Origin of the sequence: Pedobacter sp. BAL39, from assembly GCF_000170795.1 — a bacterium.
GTDB lineage: Bacteria > Bacteroidota > Bacteroidia > Sphingobacteriales > Sphingobacteriaceae > Pedobacter.
This window is the reverse complement of record NZ_ABCM01000014.1, coordinates 127,028-147,735: the sequence shown is the minus strand read 5'-3', so window position 1 is coordinate 147,735 and position 20,708 is coordinate 127,028. Positions and strand designations below refer to the sequence as shown.

12 protein-coding genes are annotated in these 20,708 nt (G+C 47.5%); 1 reads left to right on the top strand and 11 read right to left on the bottom strand.

What is annotated here, in order from left to right:
* The 10 genes from PBAL39_RS17390 to PBAL39_RS17345 all read right to left on the bottom strand — a co-directional run.
* A partial coding sequence (locus PBAL39_RS17390; protein WP_008243900.1) for a cellulase family glycosylhydrolase occupies nt 1-591 on the bottom strand: 591 nt, incomplete at its 3' end.
* A gap of 70 nt (nt 592-661) precedes the next feature.
* Nucleotides 662-2,146, bottom strand: coding sequence for a glycoside hydrolase family 30 beta sandwich domain-containing protein (locus PBAL39_RS17385; RefSeq protein WP_008243897.1), 1,485 nt, complete (start codon nt 2,144-2,146; stop codon nt 662-664).
* 105 nt (nt 2,147-2,251) lie between these two features.
* Complete coding sequence (locus tag PBAL39_RS17380; RefSeq protein ID WP_008243895.1) at nt 2,252-3,790, bottom strand: RagB/SusD family nutrient uptake outer membrane protein; 1,539 nt, start codon at nt 3,788-3,790, stop codon at nt 2,252-2,254.
* Nucleotides 3,791-3,824: 34 nt separating this feature from the next.
* Nucleotides 3,825-6,917, bottom strand: a complete 3,093-nt coding sequence (locus PBAL39_RS17375; RefSeq protein ID WP_050784361.1) for a TonB-dependent receptor — start codon at nt 6,915-6,917, stop codon at nt 3,825-3,827.
* A 222-nt stretch (nt 6,918-7,139) separates the two neighbouring features.
* Complete coding sequence (locus tag PBAL39_RS17370) at nt 7,140-10,049, bottom strand: triple tyrosine motif-containing protein (protein ID WP_008243892.1); 2,910 nt, start codon at nt 10,047-10,049, stop codon at nt 7,140-7,142.
* An 85-nt stretch (nt 10,050-10,134) separates the two neighbouring features.
* A complete protein-coding gene (locus tag PBAL39_RS17365; protein WP_008243890.1) occupies nt 10,135-12,996 on the bottom strand; it encodes an outer membrane beta-barrel protein in 2,862 nt (953 codons plus the stop codon).
* Nucleotides 12,997-13,063: 67 nt separating this feature from the next.
* Nucleotides 13,064-13,927 (bottom strand): hypothetical protein, encoded by an 864-nt coding sequence (locus PBAL39_RS17360; protein ID WP_008243888.1) that lies wholly within the window; start codon nt 13,925-13,927, stop codon nt 13,064-13,066.
* Between the two features lie 252 nt (nt 13,928-14,179).
* Nucleotides 14,180-14,599: a hypothetical protein gene (locus tag PBAL39_RS17355; RefSeq protein ID WP_008243887.1), complete on the bottom strand. Its 420-nt coding sequence runs from the start codon at nt 14,597-14,599 to the stop codon at nt 14,180-14,182.
* 101 nt (nt 14,600-14,700) lie between these two features.
* A complete protein-coding gene (locus PBAL39_RS17350) occupies nt 14,701-15,720 on the bottom strand; it encodes a cytochrome d ubiquinol oxidase subunit II (RefSeq protein WP_008243885.1) in 1,020 nt (339 codons plus the stop codon).
* A 9-nt stretch (nt 15,721-15,729) separates the two neighbouring features.
* The gene (locus PBAL39_RS17345) at nt 15,730-17,052 is read right to left on the bottom strand and encodes a cytochrome ubiquinol oxidase subunit I (protein WP_008243883.1); all 1,323 of its coding nucleotides are present in this window, start codon (nt 17,050-17,052) and stop codon (nt 15,730-15,732) included.
* Between the two features lie 150 nt (nt 17,053-17,202).
* Here PBAL39_RS17345 and PBAL39_RS17340 point away from each other — a divergent pair, with 150 nt between their 5' ends.
* Entirely contained in the window at nt 17,203-18,015 is an 813-nt protein-coding gene (locus tag PBAL39_RS17340; RefSeq protein ID WP_008243881.1) for a hypothetical protein, read from the top strand.
* Here PBAL39_RS17340 and PBAL39_RS17335 read toward each other — a convergent pair.
* Nucleotides 18,002-20,569, bottom strand: coding sequence for a M1 family aminopeptidase (locus tag PBAL39_RS17335; protein WP_008243879.1), 2,568 nt, complete (start codon nt 20,567-20,569; stop codon nt 18,002-18,004). The genes PBAL39_RS17340 and PBAL39_RS17335 overlap by 14 nt on opposite strands.
* Nucleotides 20,570-20,708: the final 139 nt, after the last annotated feature.

Here is a 20,708-nt window from a genome sequence, read left to right as displayed (position 1 = left end):
TGGCAAAGACGGGTTCCGGTCGGAGATGTTAAAATCATTCCCTTGTCCGCCAGGAGTTGCGTGAAGGTCGAGGATCAGGTACAGCTGGTTAGCTTTACACCAGGCAAGCAAGCTATCTGTCATTGCGAAACCCTGCTCCAGCCAGGTATCCTTGCCCTTTACAGGTTCCTGCTCTATCGAAAGCGTGTAAAGGTTGAAATGCATCGGCAGACGAACAGAGTTGAACCCCCAGCTCCTCATGGCTTCAACATCCGCTTTGGTAGTATGGTTACTCAGCCATTTCTGATAAAAATGGTTGGTTTCCTTTTCGCCAATCAGGGCCTGGATGCGCTCGCGGATTTTATACTGCTGCCCCTCCTCATTGATGCCCAGCATATACCCTTCCTGGAGCATCCATCCACCGAGGCCCATGCCACGGAGCAGCACGTTCTCTCCCTGCTCATTGACAATGCGTTTCCCCTCAGCCTTCAGAAAACCTTGTGCATTGCTAAAGAAACTATAGAAGATGCCAATGGTAAAAGAACAGTAAAAAACAGCGCTCCTCTGATTCTTAAACCAGGTAGGGAACATCTCTATAATTCCTTTTAACATAGTGTTTGTAGTTGGGTCGCCGCAGTTAAATCAGACAATCCCTTATAAATACCTTTAATTAATTTATGAGTTACTCAATGATAATTGTCGAAATCGAGTGTGGCTTGCTGGTGGTCTCTGACGCCTTCCCTCCGATCCAAAGATGATAAGGAATCGCTTCCGAAGATTTGTTCATTACCACTACCGCCACCTTACCATCAGGATTGATGAACGCCGTGCTCAGCAGCTTGTCTCTGTTCGAGGAGCTCGCAATACGTTTCGCACCAGGCATGATGAACTTCGAGAAGTGTCCCAGGTAATAATACGAATTGGTATACATCAGCTTACCTGTTTTCAGGTCCGCATGGATCGGTGCAAAGCAAAAGTTACCCACATGATTCGGCCCTCCTTTTTCGTCCAGCAACATGTTCCAGTCCGTCCAGGAAGAAACACCGCTATTGAAGTCGTTGATCATGGAATAACCATAACGCTCTCCCAGCGACCAGTTCTGGATGCTGTCCAGGTTAAATTTCTCCACACAGCCTTCTGTAAAAATCAGGTTCTTATCAGGGAAAGTTTCGTGTACCAGCTTCAGGTTGTCAAACAGCATACTACTGCCTGTCCAGGTCTCATACCAGTGAAAACCAATGCCCCAGATGTACTTGGCCGCTTCAGGATCAGAAAGCAGCGTGTTTGCGCGCTGGAAGATCTGATCACGGTTGTGGTCCCAGGCGATCAGCTTTTTATCACCCAGTCCATTTTTCTCCAACGTTGGCCCTAAGAAGTTCTTGATAAAATCGCGCTCTTCTTCGGCAGTATATACACAGGATTCCCAGATCTGCGTAGCCATAGGCTCATTCTGAGCCGTCAGCCCCCATATCGGCATCCCTTTTTCTTCATACGCTTTAATGAACTTCACATAGTAGTTCGCCCAGTTTTGTCTGAATTCCGCTTTAAGCTTGCCACCTTTCAGCATATCGTTGTTCGTCTTCATGAATGCCGGAGGGCTCCATGGACTCACATACAACTGTAATTTTCCACCGGCTGCAGCAATAGACTGTTTGATCAGGGGGATGCGGTACTGCTCATCATGTGCTACACTAAATGTCTTCAGCTCGGGATCATTGTCGGACACATACGTATAGCTACCGCTGGAGAAATCGCTGCTGTGGATGGTAGTCCTTCCCAGTGTGTATCCAATTCCCTTATCGCGACTATAATAAGCCTGCAGGTATTCCTCTTGTGAAGCTTTGGGCAGTTTGGCATAGGTCTCCGCTACGGCATCAGTGATGGCACCACCGATGCCTCCCAGCGACTGAAACGTTTTTGCAGGATCGACAAAAATGCAGACCTCCGTTTCCAATGGCTGCGGCATGTCCTTGACAAAAAGCTCTCCGGTGTTGCTCAACCGGAGGTCTGTGCCTTCGGCCGTCGTGTACTGGATGATCTTCTTGTTGTTCAGCGAGAAGGATTGCCCTGCTGCTGACAGTGCACTCTGATCAGTTTGTTTCTGTGGCTTACATGAAAATAAAAAGGGCGTTAATAAAAGTAAAGGAACTACTTTCTTGATGTTCATTTGCTGTGTATTTTGATAAATAAATCTCTAAATATAGGCAATGATGCCACTCAAGCTGGGAGTATCTCCAATTTATAGAAAAGAAATACTCCCACCTGACAATCCCTAGTTGTAAAAAGGATTTTGTGACAGACCACCAGTGATCTCATCATTATAAGGGATAGGGAGCAATTCATGCTTGCCCTTCACAAATCCTAAAGGTCCAAGTTCCTGTTCTGCAAGGTCCCAGCGTACCAGGTCCAGCCAACGGAAGCCCTCGAAGGCCAGCTCCAGCTGACGCTCACGCACAAGGGCGTTGAACAGTGCAGGGCCCGACAACCCTACCAGGGGAGTCATGTTCCTTTTCGCGCGGACACTGTTGATGTAACCCAATGCGGTTCCTTCTGCAGCATTGCGGAAATGTGCTTCCGCAGCCATCAATACCACGTCCGCATAGCGGATGAACCGCCAGTTGGTGCCATAGTTCAGCTCTATGACTGCATTTGGCGTGCCGGCCGACTGGCTAATGAATGATCCATATTTACGCTGAAAGCAACCGTCAAACTCATACACACCAGTTGCAGGGAAAGCACCTCCTCCGGCAATCAGCTCGTCACGCGACATCACCGTCTGCCTTCTTCTGGTCACATCACCAGCAGCAACATAGGCATCGTAAAGTTTTCTTTTGGCAAGGTTCATGCCCCATCCGCCAACAAGGGAATCGGCAGTAGCTTTAACGTAACCGACATCGGCACGTGGTCCCCACAGCTGCACGTGGATGTTACTTTCCGGAGTATCACCCCAGGGAAAGTTTCCGTAGTCATAAGCCGCAGCGTTGGAATAGGAAATCTCAAAAACTGACTCCTTACCAAACTCTCCGGCTTTCGAGAAGGCCTCACCTATGGATTCTGCCAGCTGATAGGCGCCAGAATTGATGACAAGGTCAAACTGTGTAGCTGCATCTGCCCATTTCTTCTGATACAGATAAGCCTTTCCAAGAAGCGACTGTGCCGCGCCTTTTGAAGCGCGAAACCTGTCGGCACTGGAATAGGCGGATTTCAAAGGCAACACCGCAATGGCCTCTGTCAGGTCTTTCTCAATCTGCGCATAAACTGATGCCTTTGCGGTACGTCCCACAGCAGCGTACTGTGTCGGCTCAATCACGTCCAGTACCAATGGAACATCGCCCCACATGCTCACCAGGTCAAAATAATTGTAGGCCCTCAAAAATTTAGCTTCCGCAATGATCCTCGTGCGTACAGGCGACTCCGGCTGCACCTTATTGATGATCTGATTGGCGCGGTAAATTGCCGTATAACACTTCTGCCATGCCGCACCAACCTTATCATTCTGAGAGGTCGCCGTAAACTTGTCCAGCTCCTGGTAACCTGGCTGATCACCAGCATTGGCACCACCAGCATTACTTTCGTCAGAAGGCATGATCTTCAGCATCAGCATGCTGTTCCAGCCTCCCTTCCAATAGTCAGACTGCATGATGTCATACGTACCTACAATGGCCAGGTTGGCATCGGCATCGGTCTTGTAAAATTCTTCCTGAGTTAGCTTTCCCGGAACTTCCTGGTCCAGAAAGCTCTTTTTACAGCTGGAGGCGGTCAATACCACTGCCATTCCCACCACTGCATATTTTATGATAAATGTTTTCATCTTGATTCTATTTAAATACTTAAACCCCTAATGATTAGAAAGTAAAGGATACGCCAAACAAGGCTTTTCGCGGCGTCGGATAAGCACCTCTGTCGATACCCACACTGTTTCCGCCGTTATTTCCACCTTCAGGATCCAATCCTTTGTAGTCGGTAAACACGAAGTAATCATCCAGAGAAACATATAACCTCACATTCTGAACACTGATTTTATTGGTGATGGCATTCGGCAACGTATAGCCCAATTGCAGCTGACGGATTTTTGCAAATGATCCATCAAAAATCATCATGTCACTATTGTAAGACCTGGAGTCCGGATTTGCAGAGAAAAACGTGTTGGTGGTACCCTCACCACTCCACCTGTCGGTAAAGAAGAAGTCAGGTTTATTCGCCGTACGTCTGTCGTTGCGTACAAAACCCATCAGTACGTCATTGCCCTGCGAGCCTTGTAAGAAAGCCAAAAGGTCAAAACCTTTATAGCTCAGGTTGATCCTTGCGCCATAAGTAAAGTCAGGGAAAGCATCACCGATATTGGTCTGGTCGGTAGGGCTGATCGCTCCATCGCCATTCACATCCACAAAACGCGGGTCGCCAGGTTTCGGCGCATATCCAGTCAGCCCATTATCTGAAATGTACTGGTTGATTTCTGCCTGGTTCTGGAAGATGCCATCGGTTTTATATCCGTAGAAATACCATACCGGAAGGTCGCGTTCAAACCTGGTGGCATTCCATCCTGTACCTACACCAGCGCCCTGGATGATCGGATATAATGGGTTGGTTTTGGTTACCTTGTTGTTGATGGCACTCAGGTTCAGGGCAACTTCATATTTAAAAGCACGCTCTCCACCATTGTTGTAGGAAAGCTCAAACTCCCAGCCTTTATTGACTACATTTCCACTGTTCACATCATTGAGGATGTTCCCCGCAAAGAAAGGGGCGGCCCCTGCAGTGATCAGGTCTTTCGTCGTTTTCTTGAAGTAGTCTGTGGTAAACCCTAACCTGTTGTTAAACAAACGAAGGTCCAGTCCGAAGTCCAGCTGCTCACTGGTCTCCCACCTCAGGTCATTGTTGGCCAGGTTGGTTGGTGCTGCACCGAGGATAAAGTTGCCATCACCATCGGTATAACGCTGACCTTGTCCGATGAAGGGCTGCCATGAGCCAATGCCCACATTGGAGAGGCTACCATTCTGGCCCCAGCTGGCCCGCAGCTTGGCGTAACTAACCGTTTTGGCAATGCCGGAGTTGTTGTAAAAATCTTCATTGGAAATGTTCCATCCTGCAGAAAGTGATGGGAAGGTAGCCCAGCGTCCATCAGAAGGAAACATGGACGAACCGTCCCAGCGTACGGTAGCCGCAAAAAGGTATTTGTCTTTGTAGTCGTATAGTAACCTGCCATAATAAGATTGCAGTGTGGTCACGTTGTACTGGCCATTGATTTTAGCCAGTTTATCTTCAGTGTCCTGCACAAAATCAGGATAAGCCCATTTGTCTTCTTCCTTGAAGATATTGGAATAACTTCCTTCGATGTTGTTGTACATCCGCTTGATTGCAGAAGTACCCGCCAGCACGGTGAAGTTATGCTCGGCTACCTTTTTGTTATAGGTAACGAAATTCTCCCACTGCCAGTTGAAGTAGTTGCGCTGATAGTCTTTACCATTGGTGATGGAGTTGGACTTTTCACTGGAGTACCAGTTTTTAGGGAACCACTCATGGTTTCTCACAAATGCTGCATCGATACCAAAGCGGGTGGTGAACTTCAGACCTGCAATGGGCTCTACCTCCGCAAAAACGTTACCGACAAGTTTGTTCTGGTTTGTCCTGCCATTGGCCTGTGAGATCATCGCCAGTGGGTTGCCATATTCTCCCTGCACATATGGGGAGATGCCATAGTAATTGCCGTTGCCATCTTTTACCAATGGGTTATTGATGGCTGCCTGAACATGCGCAGGTAGTGCGCCTGTATAAACGACAGGGGTTAAGGGGTCGTAAGCCAGCATGCTGCCTACTACAGAGCCATACTCTGTATTTTCGGAAAGCCCTCTGCTGGTAAAATTGGAATAAGAAAGGCGTTCCCCAATATTCAGCCAGGACTTCATCTTATGGTCGGAGTTGATCCTGACGGTGATCCTGTCAAATTTAGACTTGTCGCCGCCAATGATTCCTTCCTGTGTAAAATAATTCATCCCGATGAGGTAGGTCGACTTCTCCGAGCCTCCGCTGAAGTTCAACGTATGGTGTTGTAAAGGGGCCGTCTGAAAAACCTCCTTCGCCCAGTCGGTACCTGCACCTGCTGCTTCTGCCTGTGCTACTGTCGGACCAACAAGGCCGGCTTCAGCCAGGTATTGCTGATACTGGAGGGGGTTCATGCCATTGACGACATCACGTGCAGTCTGACTGCCATACTGATAGCTATAATTGATCACTGCAGTATTAGACTTACCTGTTTTAGTGGTAATGATGACAACACCATTCGCACCTTCAGATCCATAGATGGCCGCGGATGCCGCATCTTTCAGGATCTCGATGTTACTAATCTCCGAAGGGTCCAGGTATTCAATACCTCCGGCCCGCACTCCATCCACAATATACAGTGGCTCAGAGCTCCTGCTGGACCCTGCGCCCCTGATGCGGATGCTCATCCCTGCCCCTGGTGCACCAGAATTGGGCAAGACGGTCACCCCGGCAGTCCTGCCCTGCAGGGCCTGGTCGATCCTACCTGAGGAAACCGTTTTTAAGTCATCTGCCTTAATGGACGAGATGGCGCCGGTGTTCAGGCTTTTCTTCTGTGTACCGTAACCAATGACCAGCACCTCTCCCAGCGCAGTGACATCTCCTTCCATAGACACGTTGATGGGTTGTGTGCCGCTGACGGTTACCGTCTGCGTGGTCATTCCCAGAATACTAATGGTTAATTTTGCTCCGGAGGGAGCGACAATCCTAAAGCTACCGGAGGCATCAGTTACTGTCGCCTTTGTGGTGCCCTGTACTTTTACGGTAGCGCCGGGAAGGGGTTTGCCCTCAGCCTTATCCGTTACCTTACCCGTTACTGTAATGTCCTGCGCCATGATGGCAAATGGCGAGACAAGTAAACAGCAAACGAAGAAAATCAGAGTAATACTTCTTTTCATACGATGAAATTTATATTTGGTTAATATTTGGTTTGTTCGCTTCGGTATGGCTACCGCGGCTAAATCAAAGCTACAGCGATGATCAGAGATCCGTATGAAATACCGGCCCTACACCGCCACTACAAGGGCTTAAAAAAACTTAACAACGGTGAATTACAGCCCCTACAACAACACTACAAAAGAATCATAAAACACTAACAATCAACTTATTCACAAAACACATCACCCCTCATTCCTCGATATCGAAATAAGAAAATCATAAAGATTGATTTCGGAATGTAAATGCAGTTTTTTCCTGAGCCGGTAGCGGCCTACTTCGACTGCTTTAGTAGTAATGTTCATCATCTGGGCAATTTCTTTAGTGCTCAGGTTCATTTTGAGGTAAGCGGCCAGCTTCAGCTCATTTGGGGTGAGGTCAGGAAACCGGTCTCTGATTTTATTGAAAAAGTCGGCATTCAATGTGTTAAAGTGCATAGAAAAGTTGTCCCAGTCTTCGTCGCTCTTCTCCACATCGCGGATCAGCCGGATCAGGTGGCGGAAACTGGAGGAGCTATCGCTGATGTCATTGTTCTTGATTACCGTGGAGATCACCTCCTTGATCCTCGCCAGTACCTTTCCACGCTGCACAAGGTGCATCGTCATGGTCGACAGCTCCCTGTTTTTGTAATTGACATCGGCCTCAAGCTTCTCATACTCCAGACGCACAATTTCCTTTTCCGAGCGGTCCAGCTCCAGCTGATGGAGGTAGCTGAGCTTCTGCTGCGCCTCCAGGTGTTTCTTCCGCTGCCATTTAAAGAAAAGATAAATGACTACCCCCACGATAATAAAATACAGCAGGTTCATCCAGATGCTGACATACCATGCCGGAAAGACCTCGAAGGTATAAGATACCACGTCAGATTCGTTGCCGACACTGTTCCTGGCCTTCACCATGAACGTATATTTGCCTGCAGGAAGGTTGGTATAGTCCTTTTCGCTTTTTCCTGCCCAGGGCGACCAGTCTCTGTCAAATCCTTTCAGCTGGTACGTATATTCAATGTTCTTCTGATGCTCAAACAAAGTTGAGGAGTATTCAAAATGAAGGGAATTATACCTGTTTGGCAAGCGCAATACCGAATCGGTATACTGGTGGTCAACTACCTGGTTGTTTTTCATGAAGTAGCCGCCAAAGATGACGCTATCGGTTTCCCCGGAGATGCTCACCTTCCCAATCAGCACCTTTGGTCGCGATGCGTTCTGGAGGTACTTCGCATAGTTGAGGTGGTAAGCCCCCTTATTGGCTCCAATAAACACATTTTCACTGTTCATGAAATAGATGCTCTCAAAGCCTCCCACCACCTTGCCATCCAGCTGCGGAAAATAATGTATGGTATAAGGGTGTCCATCAGCAGCATTACTGAAATCCATGATCCCTACCTTCTTATTGGATACAAACCAAACGTTGCCTTTCACGTCTTCCTTGAGGTATTGAATGGGCATGCCTTTCAAAGCACTGTTCAACAGTGCAAAAGGTTGAAAAACATTCTTTGCGGCGTTAAATTCATATACGCCGTTCTCTGCGGCAATGACGATCTTATTCCTGATTTTAAAAACGTAGTTGTACAATAAGGAAGGCAAACCTTGTTTATGGGTGTAAACAGATAGTTTCTGAATGGTTTTAAAGTCCGGTGAAAGCAGCATGCGGTACACCCCATGGTAAGGATGTGATGCCCAAAGGACGTTGTTGTCGTCAAAGGCAATGAAGCGCAGTGACTCTGTAATCCCCTGAACCTTACCTCCATTGCTGAATGTCCCATCCCGGTAGCCTATTTTCTGAAGGCCCAGGTAAGTTCCTGCGATGACATCCGCCGACGGAGAGATGCTGGATGCGGGCTCGAAAAGCCATGTTCCCGGAACCTGGTAAATCTGGTGTCCCTGCTCCTTGTCAATCCTGAAAAAACCATCTTCATGCCCCATCACCAGCTGATGGTTCAGCTCCATCAGGCTCCAGACCTGCCCCTTGGTATTGCTCACTTCCTTAAACACCCCCCTGGAAAAGCTGAAGTCTGACGCACCGGGCTCCAACGAGGTTACATAAAGGCCGTTCGAGGTGCCAATATATAAACGTTCATTGAAGTTGCAGATCGCGTAACTGGTAATCTGTTTATTGCGGTCAGGGAAGATGTTCTTCACCGCGCTATTGATGGCCACATAATCGATCCCATCATCCAGGGCAAGCCAGAGGTTCATGTTCGCATCCGTGATGCAGCCACGTACATTGTTATTCTGCAGGCCATCACGATAGGTATAACGCTGGATCAGGCGGCCATCTTTGTGCATCATCATTACTCCTCCCGAGGTGGTGCCGATCAGATAACGTTCCGCATCAATACGGCTGGCATAATAAATCCGGTCGCTGTAGAACACCGGATCCAGACTGGTCTTCTTCGGGACCAGCTTACGGTCGTACATCAGGAACAGCCCATTCTTCAGCGTGGACACCAGTAGCGTATCTTTATGGTACTCCATGATGGCGGTAATTGCCGACTTGTTCAATACGGGATCCGTGCAGTAGGGCTTCCAGGCATTTCTGTCGTAAACCATCAGGCCTTTACCTTTTGAATGTGCGAACAGCTGGTTATTGGCCTGTCCTGCAAACTCCCAGGAAACCTCCGGCTGATAGACACGCACGCCATTGTCCTTATAGTGAATGATGGCATTGGTGGTCCTGAAAATCACCTCATCATTCAGGATGCATACATTCCAGATATCGGCAAACTTCCTGTATTTTTTTGGGATCAGTGGAATGATGGAATGGTATTTTAATATTCCCCGCTGATCGGGAAAGAAATAACCCGCCTCATCTTGTCCGCCTACAAAGATTCTATTTTTATCATCGATCTCTACAGACCTCACCGCAGTAAAATTGGGCAGACGGTCCAGGTTCCAGAAGGTGCCGTTAAAGGTCAGCAGCCCTTCGTTATTCCCGAAGTAAAGGATGCCATTTTTGCCCTGCGCAACATCCCAGTTCTGGATGCCGGCTTTATACTGTTCATTGGTATAGTTTAATATCTGCGGACTGGCAATCTGATCCTGTCCATATCCAAAATATCCAACGCACAAAAATGCGATCACAAGTAAAGCCCGGTTCATAAATGGTTAGTTAATAAAAAAAATTCCGTATCGCGTCTGGTGACAGGATACGGAATTTACCATTTATTATCAGATCTGCCAAATGTTACATAAAGCTGCCGTCTCCTCTTCTGTTGATTCCCCTGCCGCCGCGACCTGTTGCACCGGTCCATTTCTGTAACCTCATGCTAAGTCTGAGCATAAAATAGCGGCTCAGGGCATTGGATTTCGTATCAATGATGGCATTATCTGAAATCTCCCTGTTTACAAAATTATTTTGATTCAAAAGGTCAAATGCCTGGAAAGTAACTTTACCACGGCGCTCCATAAATTCCTTTTCTATATATGCGTTGATGACGAAAGGATTGCTGGTGATGTTGGCATTGATCCCATTGACATAATTTTTACTGGCGCTGTAGCCGAAAAGAAATGTGTCCCAGAAATAAATGCGTCCATCAAGGTTCAGCGCTACTGTATTGGTCTTATTATTCGCCTGAGTAAGCACACTGTTTGTAGACGTTGTATGATTGTAAGAGACATATGGATTAATTTCAAACCACTCATTCGGGTTGATCCTTGGTCCGAATCTTTCGATAAATGTGGAGACGTTTGTTACGTTTTCCACATTGTTGGTCATGGATAAACGATGGTCGAAATTATAGGAACCACTAAATGCAAGGTTATATTTCCTGTCATTCAACTGTTTGCTTACTGAATAGTTTGTGTTGATTCGATATACTCCATCCATATTCAGGTAACGGGTTTCGTTAATGTAATTATTGGTAATTCCCTCAATCGGATTTTCAATCTGTACCACATTTCTAATGACTGAATTATTGGTTCTGCTGGCATCCACATTGACAGAGTAGTTTAACTTGGAATTGGCGATGTAGTTGTCATAGTTAGCCCTGAGACGATGTGTAAAGGTCGCCGCCAGGTCAGGATTACCAACGATAGGATTCTGCGGGTTGGAAACGTCCCGAACCGGCTGGATCTGATCAAACGTTGGCTCTGCAGCATTCCCGGAATAATTAAAAGACAATTTGTGTTGCCTCGACCAAAGATATTCAAAACGTGCAATCGGTACCATATTGAAGCTGGTCCTGTTTAGTGAAGTACCCAGGCTTGCTTTACTTCCTTTCAAAACCGCAGGTATTGCAGTTACCCCAACTGAAAAACGCACCTTCGACATGTTACTCAGACCATAACGATAATTTAAAGCAATGCGCCCCTGTGTAAAGGAATAATCGTAAATATTGCTGAGTGAATCTATGATGGCTGAATTACCATCGGCACCAATGTTACGTGTAGTGGCATTGTTGTCATACCCATTATAGTTAACCTGAGCATTTAGCTCAAACTGTGTATTCACAGTAAGTGGTTCTACAAAAGTCAGACTTCCCCTATAATTCTTCTGCAGGTTCTTACGGGCGATGATCCTGTTAACCAGGGAATCTTTCACAATTGTTTCTGCTTCATCCTGGTAAAACAAAAATCTTGAATCCTGAATCTGTTCCTGCTCCTGATCGTTGTTGTTCAGGTCGACCTGAATAGAGAAATTCCTCCTTGGTTTTTGAAAAATATGCTGATAAAATATAGAAGCACCAATTTGAGGACGTGTATTCGTACTCACGTTGTTCCCGAACTCATCCTGGTGGTTAAAGCCATCCTGAAACGTAGAATCAATCCTCGAATTGCTTGTAGAGCTATACTTGAAAGTAGGAATAATCCTTAAGAAGTTGCTAGTGTCTAAATTAGCTTCGAGCTCAAATTTAAAATCATGATTTTTAGTAGTGTTGTTCGTGTAGCCCATTCGCTGTTCAAACGTCACATTGTTGGCAGTATCAAGCCCCGGAATATTGGCGGCAAAACGCTGTGCAGTACTATTGGTATAAGATTTTACTTTGCTCGTGTTGTAGCCGTAATTCATATTGATCTGCACTTTTTTACTAAGCATATCCCGGTAGCTGAAAGAGCCATTTCCTGTAGTAGTCGTTCCCCCGGAGCCACTCGCAGAGTTGTTATTCCCTCCGCCACCGCCACCACGGCCACCACGACCACCGCTGTCTCCTCCATTATCTCCTGACGAGGCGACCCCATTTACGGTATTGTTCAAACGTGCATTCAGACCAATCTGCTGGTTCTGGTTGATGCGTGTACCAAACAGTCCGGCATCATAGCGCTCATCATTACCCACGCCACCGTTCACGTTGAGCATGTTTCCAACAGATTTATCCGTTCTTGTAGTGATGTTCAGTATTTTCTCCGGATCTCCGTCTTTTACTCCGGTACGGGCGGCCTGGTCGCCATAATCGTCCACCACCTGAATCTTATCCACAATCTCGGCAGGCAGGTTTTTAATGGCATTCGCCAGATCTCCCCCCAGGTATTCCTTTCCGTTCAGCTTAGCCCGGGTAACGGACTGCCCCTGGTGTACGAGTGAACCATCTGTCCCGACTTCCATCCCTTCCATCTTCTTCAGCAATTCGTCCACTGTAGCATTCTTACGTACCACATAGTCACTGGCCTTATACTCTACGGTATCTGTTTTATAGGTGATGGAGGGTGTTCCATTGATGACAACCTCATTCAGCACGTTCTTCTCCTCTTTGAGCACGATCGGATCCATGACAATCCTTGGGATGAGGTCATTCTGTTTGTACCGGGTAGGTTTCATCGCCGTATAACCAATGCTTTGCACGGTTAAGGTGTAGGTGGCCGACTTCACACCTTTGAATACAAAAATACCATCGCTGTTGGTGCTGGTTTTCAGGGTGTCCTTATCTGAGGTCAGGCTTACCGTAGCGCCGATTACGCCGAGGTCGGTGCTATCTTTGACAATACCGCTGATTTCACGCGTAGGCAAAGGAGGTGGTGGATTTTGTTCTTTGGACCTGTCCTGTGCCAGAGCGCTCAGTGAACAGAAGAGCAACAGCCAGAAGGCCGTAACCTTGTAAAAGTAATTCATTAGTCTGTATGTGGTTTATTTGTGTGTGTCTTCGCGAAGGTTCCCAGGAGGCTATTTCGAATTGGTGTTATTTTTTTTTCAATGTATAGGTACCCCAGAAATCTGTCGGACTCATCAAGGCCTGGAAGTCTATGCCAGAACCGCCACCACGCGGACCAGCGCCGCCGCCGAACCCACCGCGTCCACCGCCAAAACCACCACCATCAAGTCCCTGCATCTGGATGCCGTTTAACTTAATCTGATACGCGAAGGGCGCTGCGGTGCCTTGATCAAGCCCCAATGCCGCAAGAGGGATCGCCATTTCATAGAAATAAGCATTGTCTTTATCAATTGATCCAACCGCTTTAATGCCGTATTCATTGTATATGGAAACCACAGAATCGGCAGTGGTCTTAAATCCCCTGATCTGGATCTCTTTTACCGCTGCGAGCTGCGTTTTTTGCCTTGCGGCCATCATAGAATCACGTTGTTTAGGATTATCGGCACCACGGCTACCCATCGTCATGGCCATCTCCCTGCGCATGTTGCCGCCGCCACCGCCGGGTCCGCGGCCACCACCCATACGCATCGCATCGCGACTGATGACGGGATAGGTCAGCGTCATGCTCTCCTTATCTTTCTTCTTACCATCAGGGTTCACACCAAAGGTGATGCCGCCTGCAAAAATTTTTGCACTTGTGGTAGGATCAGTAGTCCTCACCGTGAGGTATAAATTCTTATCGTCGTTAGCAAGCGTATAATACAGACTTGTTCTTTTATTCAGTGCTTTAAAGCCATCTCCCCACTCCGTATTCTTTCCATCTACTTTTATCCCCGCAGGTGCAGGAACAGCAGCATCCTGAACATCAGGCAATTTTTGTGCATAACCATAAGCGGCAATGCCAGTCACTAAAAAAGTTGATAAGGTGTATTTGAAGAATGTCGTTTTCATAAAAGATCTTTTAATGAGGCTATTTCTTTGCGTGTATGTGGTTAAGACTTTTTAAAACCATTTAGGTTTAATCCTGAATGACAAAAATTTCTTCACACTAAACATCGAAAAGTAAATCAAAAAAAGTTCCAATTACCGATCCGCTAATAATTTGTTACACAGCTATTTCACTATACGATATCGGAAACCTCCCCTGACGTACAGAAACGGCGTAAATGTGGTATCAAGAAAAGATCGGATTTCGCCCAGTATCTACAGAGGTGTATTGGTTTCACAGGTTTTGAGTTCCACTTTGTTGACGTCAAGCCAGTTCTCATCTTCTGAAACATTGGTACTCAGCATCATGGGACTTGACTTGAGCAGGTGGTCTTTAATCTCCCCGATGGTCTCATTGGTAATCACTTTATTCATGATCCGGATGGGTTCATCCAGTACTTCCGTACAGATCTCCAGGTCATACATGCCGGTCTGAACAGTATTACAGATCACCAATGAAACTTCATGACCCTGCGTCATTGATTTGAGCACTTCAAAAGCATGAATGATCTGCTCGGTATTTTTCGCCTTGAAGCCCAGAACGATATTTGTCCGCTGACCAGGAATACTGTGGTCTTTAGCTAAAAAAATCTCGTTTACGTCGGCTAAAATCGTTTCAATGATCAATCTGTCCATAACTGCAGTTTTAATAATAGATAAACATTAAAGAACAGAAGGGTAACAATTGTTTCAGGAAATATTAAAAACAAAGGAAACAATCTTGAATAGCAATGTAATCAATGAGTTGCGCCTTCCGGTTTTTTACGCTGAAACACATAGATAAGGTAAACCAAGGCCGGCAGTATAAAAAGGCTGCCAATCAGCAGTGCATAACCAAGGGAGGCAATGGTCTTTGCCTGGCCCTGGTGGGTAAGCAACGAGAGGTTGACACCGTTCTTCAGCAGCACAATATCCGGAAAATGGCTGTAGGTCGCGGCAAACAAGATCATGGCCACCTGAAAACCCGCCAGCAGACGTAAAATGATGGGCTTTTCCCTGCGCAGCATCAGGAACATAATCCCCAAAGAGATGCTGGCAGCAATGATGGCCAGTAATCCGGGAGTTCCGCCAAAGATCCAGTGCACCAGCGGAATGCCGTCTGCATAAGCCGCCAGGAAAACCAGTGCGCCGCTAAACATAACGGCGAAGATCGTCTTGTTGGCCTTACGTATAAAGTATTTCCTGTCCGCATCGTTATCGGTCTGCCCGATGATGAAAATCGTCGCCAGGTATCCGCAGATGGATACGGTGAACAGGCCGACCGCAACAGAGAACCAGTTCAACCAGCTAAAGACATAAGCCGAGAGAAAGTCGGTAGCCTTCACATCGATCTGGCCAGACACAGCGCTCCCCGCAATGATCCCCAGGAAAAAGGGTGTAATCAGACTCGAATAGATAAATATGGGCGTATACACTTTCTGCATATCATCCTCCACGGCGTCGTAGTTGCGAAATACAAAAGCCGTTCCACGGGCAATGATCCCCATCAGCATGCAGACCAGCGGGATGTGCAGGTAAACAGATACGGTAGTGTATATTTTTGGAAAACCTACAAAAAGGATCACGATGGCAATGATCAGCCACATGTGATTCGCTTCCCATATCGGCCCAATGGCCTCATACATGGTGCTGCGTGTTTTCTCGCGGTTCTTTTTCGAGGTAAAGAGCTCCATGATGCCCGCGCCAAAATCGGCCCCGCCCAGCAGGATATACAATAAAATGGAAGTCCAGAGAAATACAATAACGACGTAGATCATAATATCAGGTTATAACTGTTGAGCAGAAGAATCGTACAATTTGCCAACCATTGTAATCTGCCTGTACAGCAGCCAGCAGACGATGATGGACAAGGAAATATAAACACCGGTAAACAGGTAAAAAGAATAGGCAATTCCAGGCATGGGTGTGACCGCATCGGCCGTCCGCATCACACCGTTGATGATCCATGGTTGCCTTCCGACTTCAGTAACCGTCCATCCTGCCTCCAGCGCGAGGAAGCCCATCGGTGTGGCCAACACAAAAACCTTGAGCAACCAGTTGCTGCTCAGCCAGCTTTTCTTTTTCCACAACGCCAAAAAGTAAATCAAGGCTACTAAAACCATCGCCATCCCCAGTCCGACCATGATCTGGAAGGCGTAATGGGTAACCGCTACCGGGGGCTGGTCTTCCGCTGGAATCTGATCCAGCCCCTTCACCTCTCCGTTGAAATCACCCGTGGCCATGAAGCTCAGCAGTCCCGGTATTTTTAAAGCGTAGTCGACCTTTTTCGCAGCGGTATCGGGAATACCCCCGATGATCAGTGAAGCTTGTTTTTCGGTATGAAAGTGGGCCTCCATTGCGGCCAGCTTTGCCGGCTGACGTTGTGCGACATCCTTGGCAGAAAGGTCGCCGCTAAGTGGTTGCAGACAGGCCGCCACAGTACCAAAAATGGCAGCAATCTGAAAAGCCTTATGATGAAAAGCCACATTCTTCCCTTTGAGGATCATCAATGCATGTACTCCTGCAACGGCAAACCCCGTGGATACAAACGCTGCAACAGTCATGTGTAAGGACTGCGTAAACCAGGCTTCGTTAAACATGGCTTTGATGGGATCGATATTCAGGTATTGTCCGTCAATGAAGTCGAAGCCCGCAGGGCTGTTCATCCAGGCATTTGCTGCGACGACCAGAATACCCGAAAGTAAACCGCTGATGCCCACCACCACGCCCGTGAACCAATGGAACCAGGCATTGACCCTTCCCCAGCCATACAGGTAGAAACCCAGGGCAATCGCTTCAATAAAAAATGCCGTTCCCTCCAGCGAAAAGGGCATGCCGAAGATAGGCCCTGCATGTTCCATGAATTTTGGCCATAACAGGCCCAGCTCAAAGGACAATACGGTACCGGAAACAGCTCCTGTGGCAAAGAAAATAGCCACCCCTTTACTCCAGGCTTTGGTGACATCCAGATACACCTTCTTCCTGGTCTTTAACCAGTAAAAATGAGCAAGGGACATAAAAAAAGGCATGACCATTCCGATACAGGCAAATACAATGTGAAAGCCAAGGGAAAAGGCCATCTGAAGGCGGGCAGCTAAAAAATCATCCATAATTCAGGCTTGATTAAACGGTGATGGAGTATTGAAATGTTGCTGCCAAAGTTAATGGTTAATGATTTTAGTACCTACTTTTTCCCGGATTAATAAACATCGTAAAGTCAAGATTCCATAGATTCAACATTCACCAAAATTAGATAGATTATGTTTTCTGTTCATTCACAACACCGCAGCTTATGGCGGCAGATCACCGCCGCTGTTATTGTCCTCAGCAGCATCGTTTACTACGGCTGCAGCAAACATTCCGGCAGCCCTCAGGGCCAGTTGGCCGAAAACGAAAAACCGCAGCAGTTGCTCCCCGCAAAAATTGAGGTCGCGGGTACCAGCACTTCCCTGAGTTATCAGGGCAACTCGCCACGCATCGAGGAAATCAAACGTTCTGATGGTTACCGGCAAAAGATCAGCTATTCCGCGGAAGGCATCATGCTGATGCTGGAAAAGCTGAGGTCGGATGTACTATACGAGTACCTGGAGTATTACCCTGATCAAAAGGGTGTGATCGAGGGCGCACAAAAATTTGTCCTGGATACCCGCACAAATAGCTTTATCGCCGACAACAGCTATGCGTTTAGCTATGACGACCAGCACAGGCTTCATACCATTGCAACTTACAACAGGCTCAACACCCTGATCAACAACGAGGAACGGGGGTACTCGGAGTCGGGAAACCTGGTAGAAATCAGCCAAAAACCAAGCTCAGGGCCGGCGCTTAAAAAGACCTATACTTTCGATGAAAAGCAGGGCTGTTTCAAAAATGTAAGTTATGCCGACCTCCTTGCCATGGAAACGGACCTGGACCTGATGACCAGCAGGTTCAACAACAGGCTCAGCAGCGTAACCATCAACACCTCCACAAGCACCGTCAGCTATAGCTATCAGTACAACAATGCTGGATACCCAATTGCCATCACGGAGAAAGGTGCAAGCACGAAGTCCTTCAAAATCAGTTACGGTTAATCCGCTGTGCCCGGTAAAGGTTGTCCACAGCCTGAAGGATTTTGGCCCTCAGCTTTGGATTGTAGTCCGGATGGCTTTTAAGGAATTCATCCACCACCTTCACTGCCTCGGCCTGCTGGTAATAGCCGAATGTGGCCTGCAGCCAGTTCTGGGGAAAGAAGATGTCACCCGTGGTCTGGATCTCCGTCAGGAGGTCCAGGCTTTTCGCCAGGTAGTTTATGGAACGCTCCTGCCGCAGCGGGTGGTGCAGGTAAGCCAATGCAGCAACGACATTCGCTTCTTTTGCTCTGTTGGCCTTCAGCTCCAATCCTTTGAAAAAGCGGTCTCTTTCTGTGCCATCTGAGGATACCGCAGGAATGATGAATTCAAACCGGCTCTTCCTGTCCGCATTGCTGATCCGCCCAAGCTGTTCTTTTAACAAACCTACATCAACACCCCTCAGTGCCAGGGAAAAGGCCAGGCTGGTATAGTCGTCTTCAGAAAGTTTCAGTCCGGCTGGTGCCTGCTGATTTTTCCATATCTTAAAAAGCTGGTCCTTTGCAGCCCCGCTCAGGAAGATGTCCTGATATGCCTTAAATAGTAGTTTCTTTTGGTTCGCCGACTGGTTCTGCATCATGGCGGTCCACAGGGCATTTTCCAGTTCCGGTGCCGTTGTTTCCCTCAGCTCTGGTTTCATGAACTCCCAGAAGATGGTGCCTGCGTACCCGCTGATGAGCTTCAGGTTCAGCTCCTCTTTCTCCCTGGATAACCCTGCTATAAAAATCTTCAGCAACGCTTCAGGTTTCAGGTACCGGCCGTTCAGCATATTTTCATACAATGAGATGTAGGCAGAAGCACGCTCCAGGGGCTGCTCAATATCGTATAACTTTGCAGGCAATGCCGGGTCTATCGGCCAGACGCCATAACCATATCCCGAAGAGTTGAACAATACAAATGATGGCACATCCATTCCTTGTGCAGCGGCTACCTCAGACTTTGCAGCGTTTAGGTTAACGGTCAGCTCTTTGCTGTATCCCGGATAATAAAGCGTCACCTCCACGATCTGTGGCCATACTTTTCCGGACCCATACTCCGGACGCTGAAGGATCTCAAAGCTGCTGATCTTACCCTCCTTGCTCTTCAACTCGTAATCCAGCACCGGGCGACCAGTATCGTTCACCCAGACCTTGTTCCACTGCTCCAGATCCGCATCAGCATGTTTATCCAGAATGCGAATGAGCTCCGGCCAGGAAGCATTCCCATTTGCAAATTGTTTGAGGTACTCACGCACGCCGGTCTGAAACTTGTCCTTGCCCATCAGCCGCTCCAGTTGGCGCATCATGATGGGTGCCTTATGATAAATGATGTTGCCGTACATACTACCTGCATCTTTCAGGTTGTCAAGGTCTTGTCGGATGGGATTAGAGCCTATCGTACGGTCAATTCCGTAGGCTGCAGGTACGTGGTCGATCAGAAACTTATGGTCAAACACAGCCTTGCCGGTCAGCGCTTCCGTACTCTTGTCGGCCATAAAATTGGCAAATACCTCTTTCATCCAGACGTCCGTAAACCAGTTCATGGTCACCAGATCTCCAAACCACATGTGCGCAGTCTCGTGCGCAATCAGGTTGCTTCGGGAATTGTACTGGTCTTTGGTGGCACCGCCATCCAGAAATAAGGCCGCCGCCTTATATTGTATGGCACCTACATGCTCCATGCCTCCAAACTGAAAGTCAGGAATACCGGCGAAGTCAAATTTCTGAAAAGGATAAGGAATCGCCGTCCAGTCCGTCAGGTAACTGAGTGCATCTTTATGGAGTTTAAAAATTTCGGACATGCTGTGACGGAGCTTTGCAGTATCCGTCTCCCGGTATAAAAAGCGCGCATCCAGTCCTTCACCCACATTGCCGGTAGCCGCAGCAAATTTGCCGGCTACAAACGAGAACAAATAGGTACTGATGGTATCTGACGTGTTGAAACGAAAAGTCTTACGCCCTGCAGCAACCGTAGAGTCGGCAAGTGCCGCATTGGCAATCGCATTCCAGTCCTCGGGAATTTTCAGTGTCAGGGTATATACAGCCTTTAAATCAGGCTGGTCAAAACATGGAAATACCGTGCGGGCGCGGTCGGGTACAAATAAAGTATACAAATAATCTGCATTTCTGTTGAGCGCAGCCTCACCTGCCTGAAACAAAACGGAGACTTCATTCTTCCCTTTTTTCAGGTGTTGCGGCTCAATGATCAGGTGTTCTGCCTCATGGCGAGTAGCAACCTGCTGACCGTTAACGGTCACCTGCTTGATTTTTGAAGGATCTTCCCTGAAATCCAGCTGTAGCGCCGCAGTATTGTTTTTCAGCTGAAAGCTGAGCCTTTCATCTGCGCGTATTGCCTCCCCTCTTGCGCGGGGAATGTCCAGCTCCAGCTGGTAGTGGATCTGACTGATATTGCTTTTTCTGTATTTCGCAAGCGTTAAGGAAACGCCGTTTTCAATTTTTGGCTCAGCAAGCGGTTTGGTGGCAGAACAAGACCATAGAACCAGGGAAACAGCGGGAATGAGGTGACGGATGTGCAGCATGTCGCTAATTTATATAATGATTTTCTAATTCAGTAGTCATTTTCGGCATCGTTCCTGATTTATATGCATAATCATATTTCTTTACTGTAATTTAGGAGCAACAAAACTCAAGCGATTTGAAACAGCTATCCTGCTCATC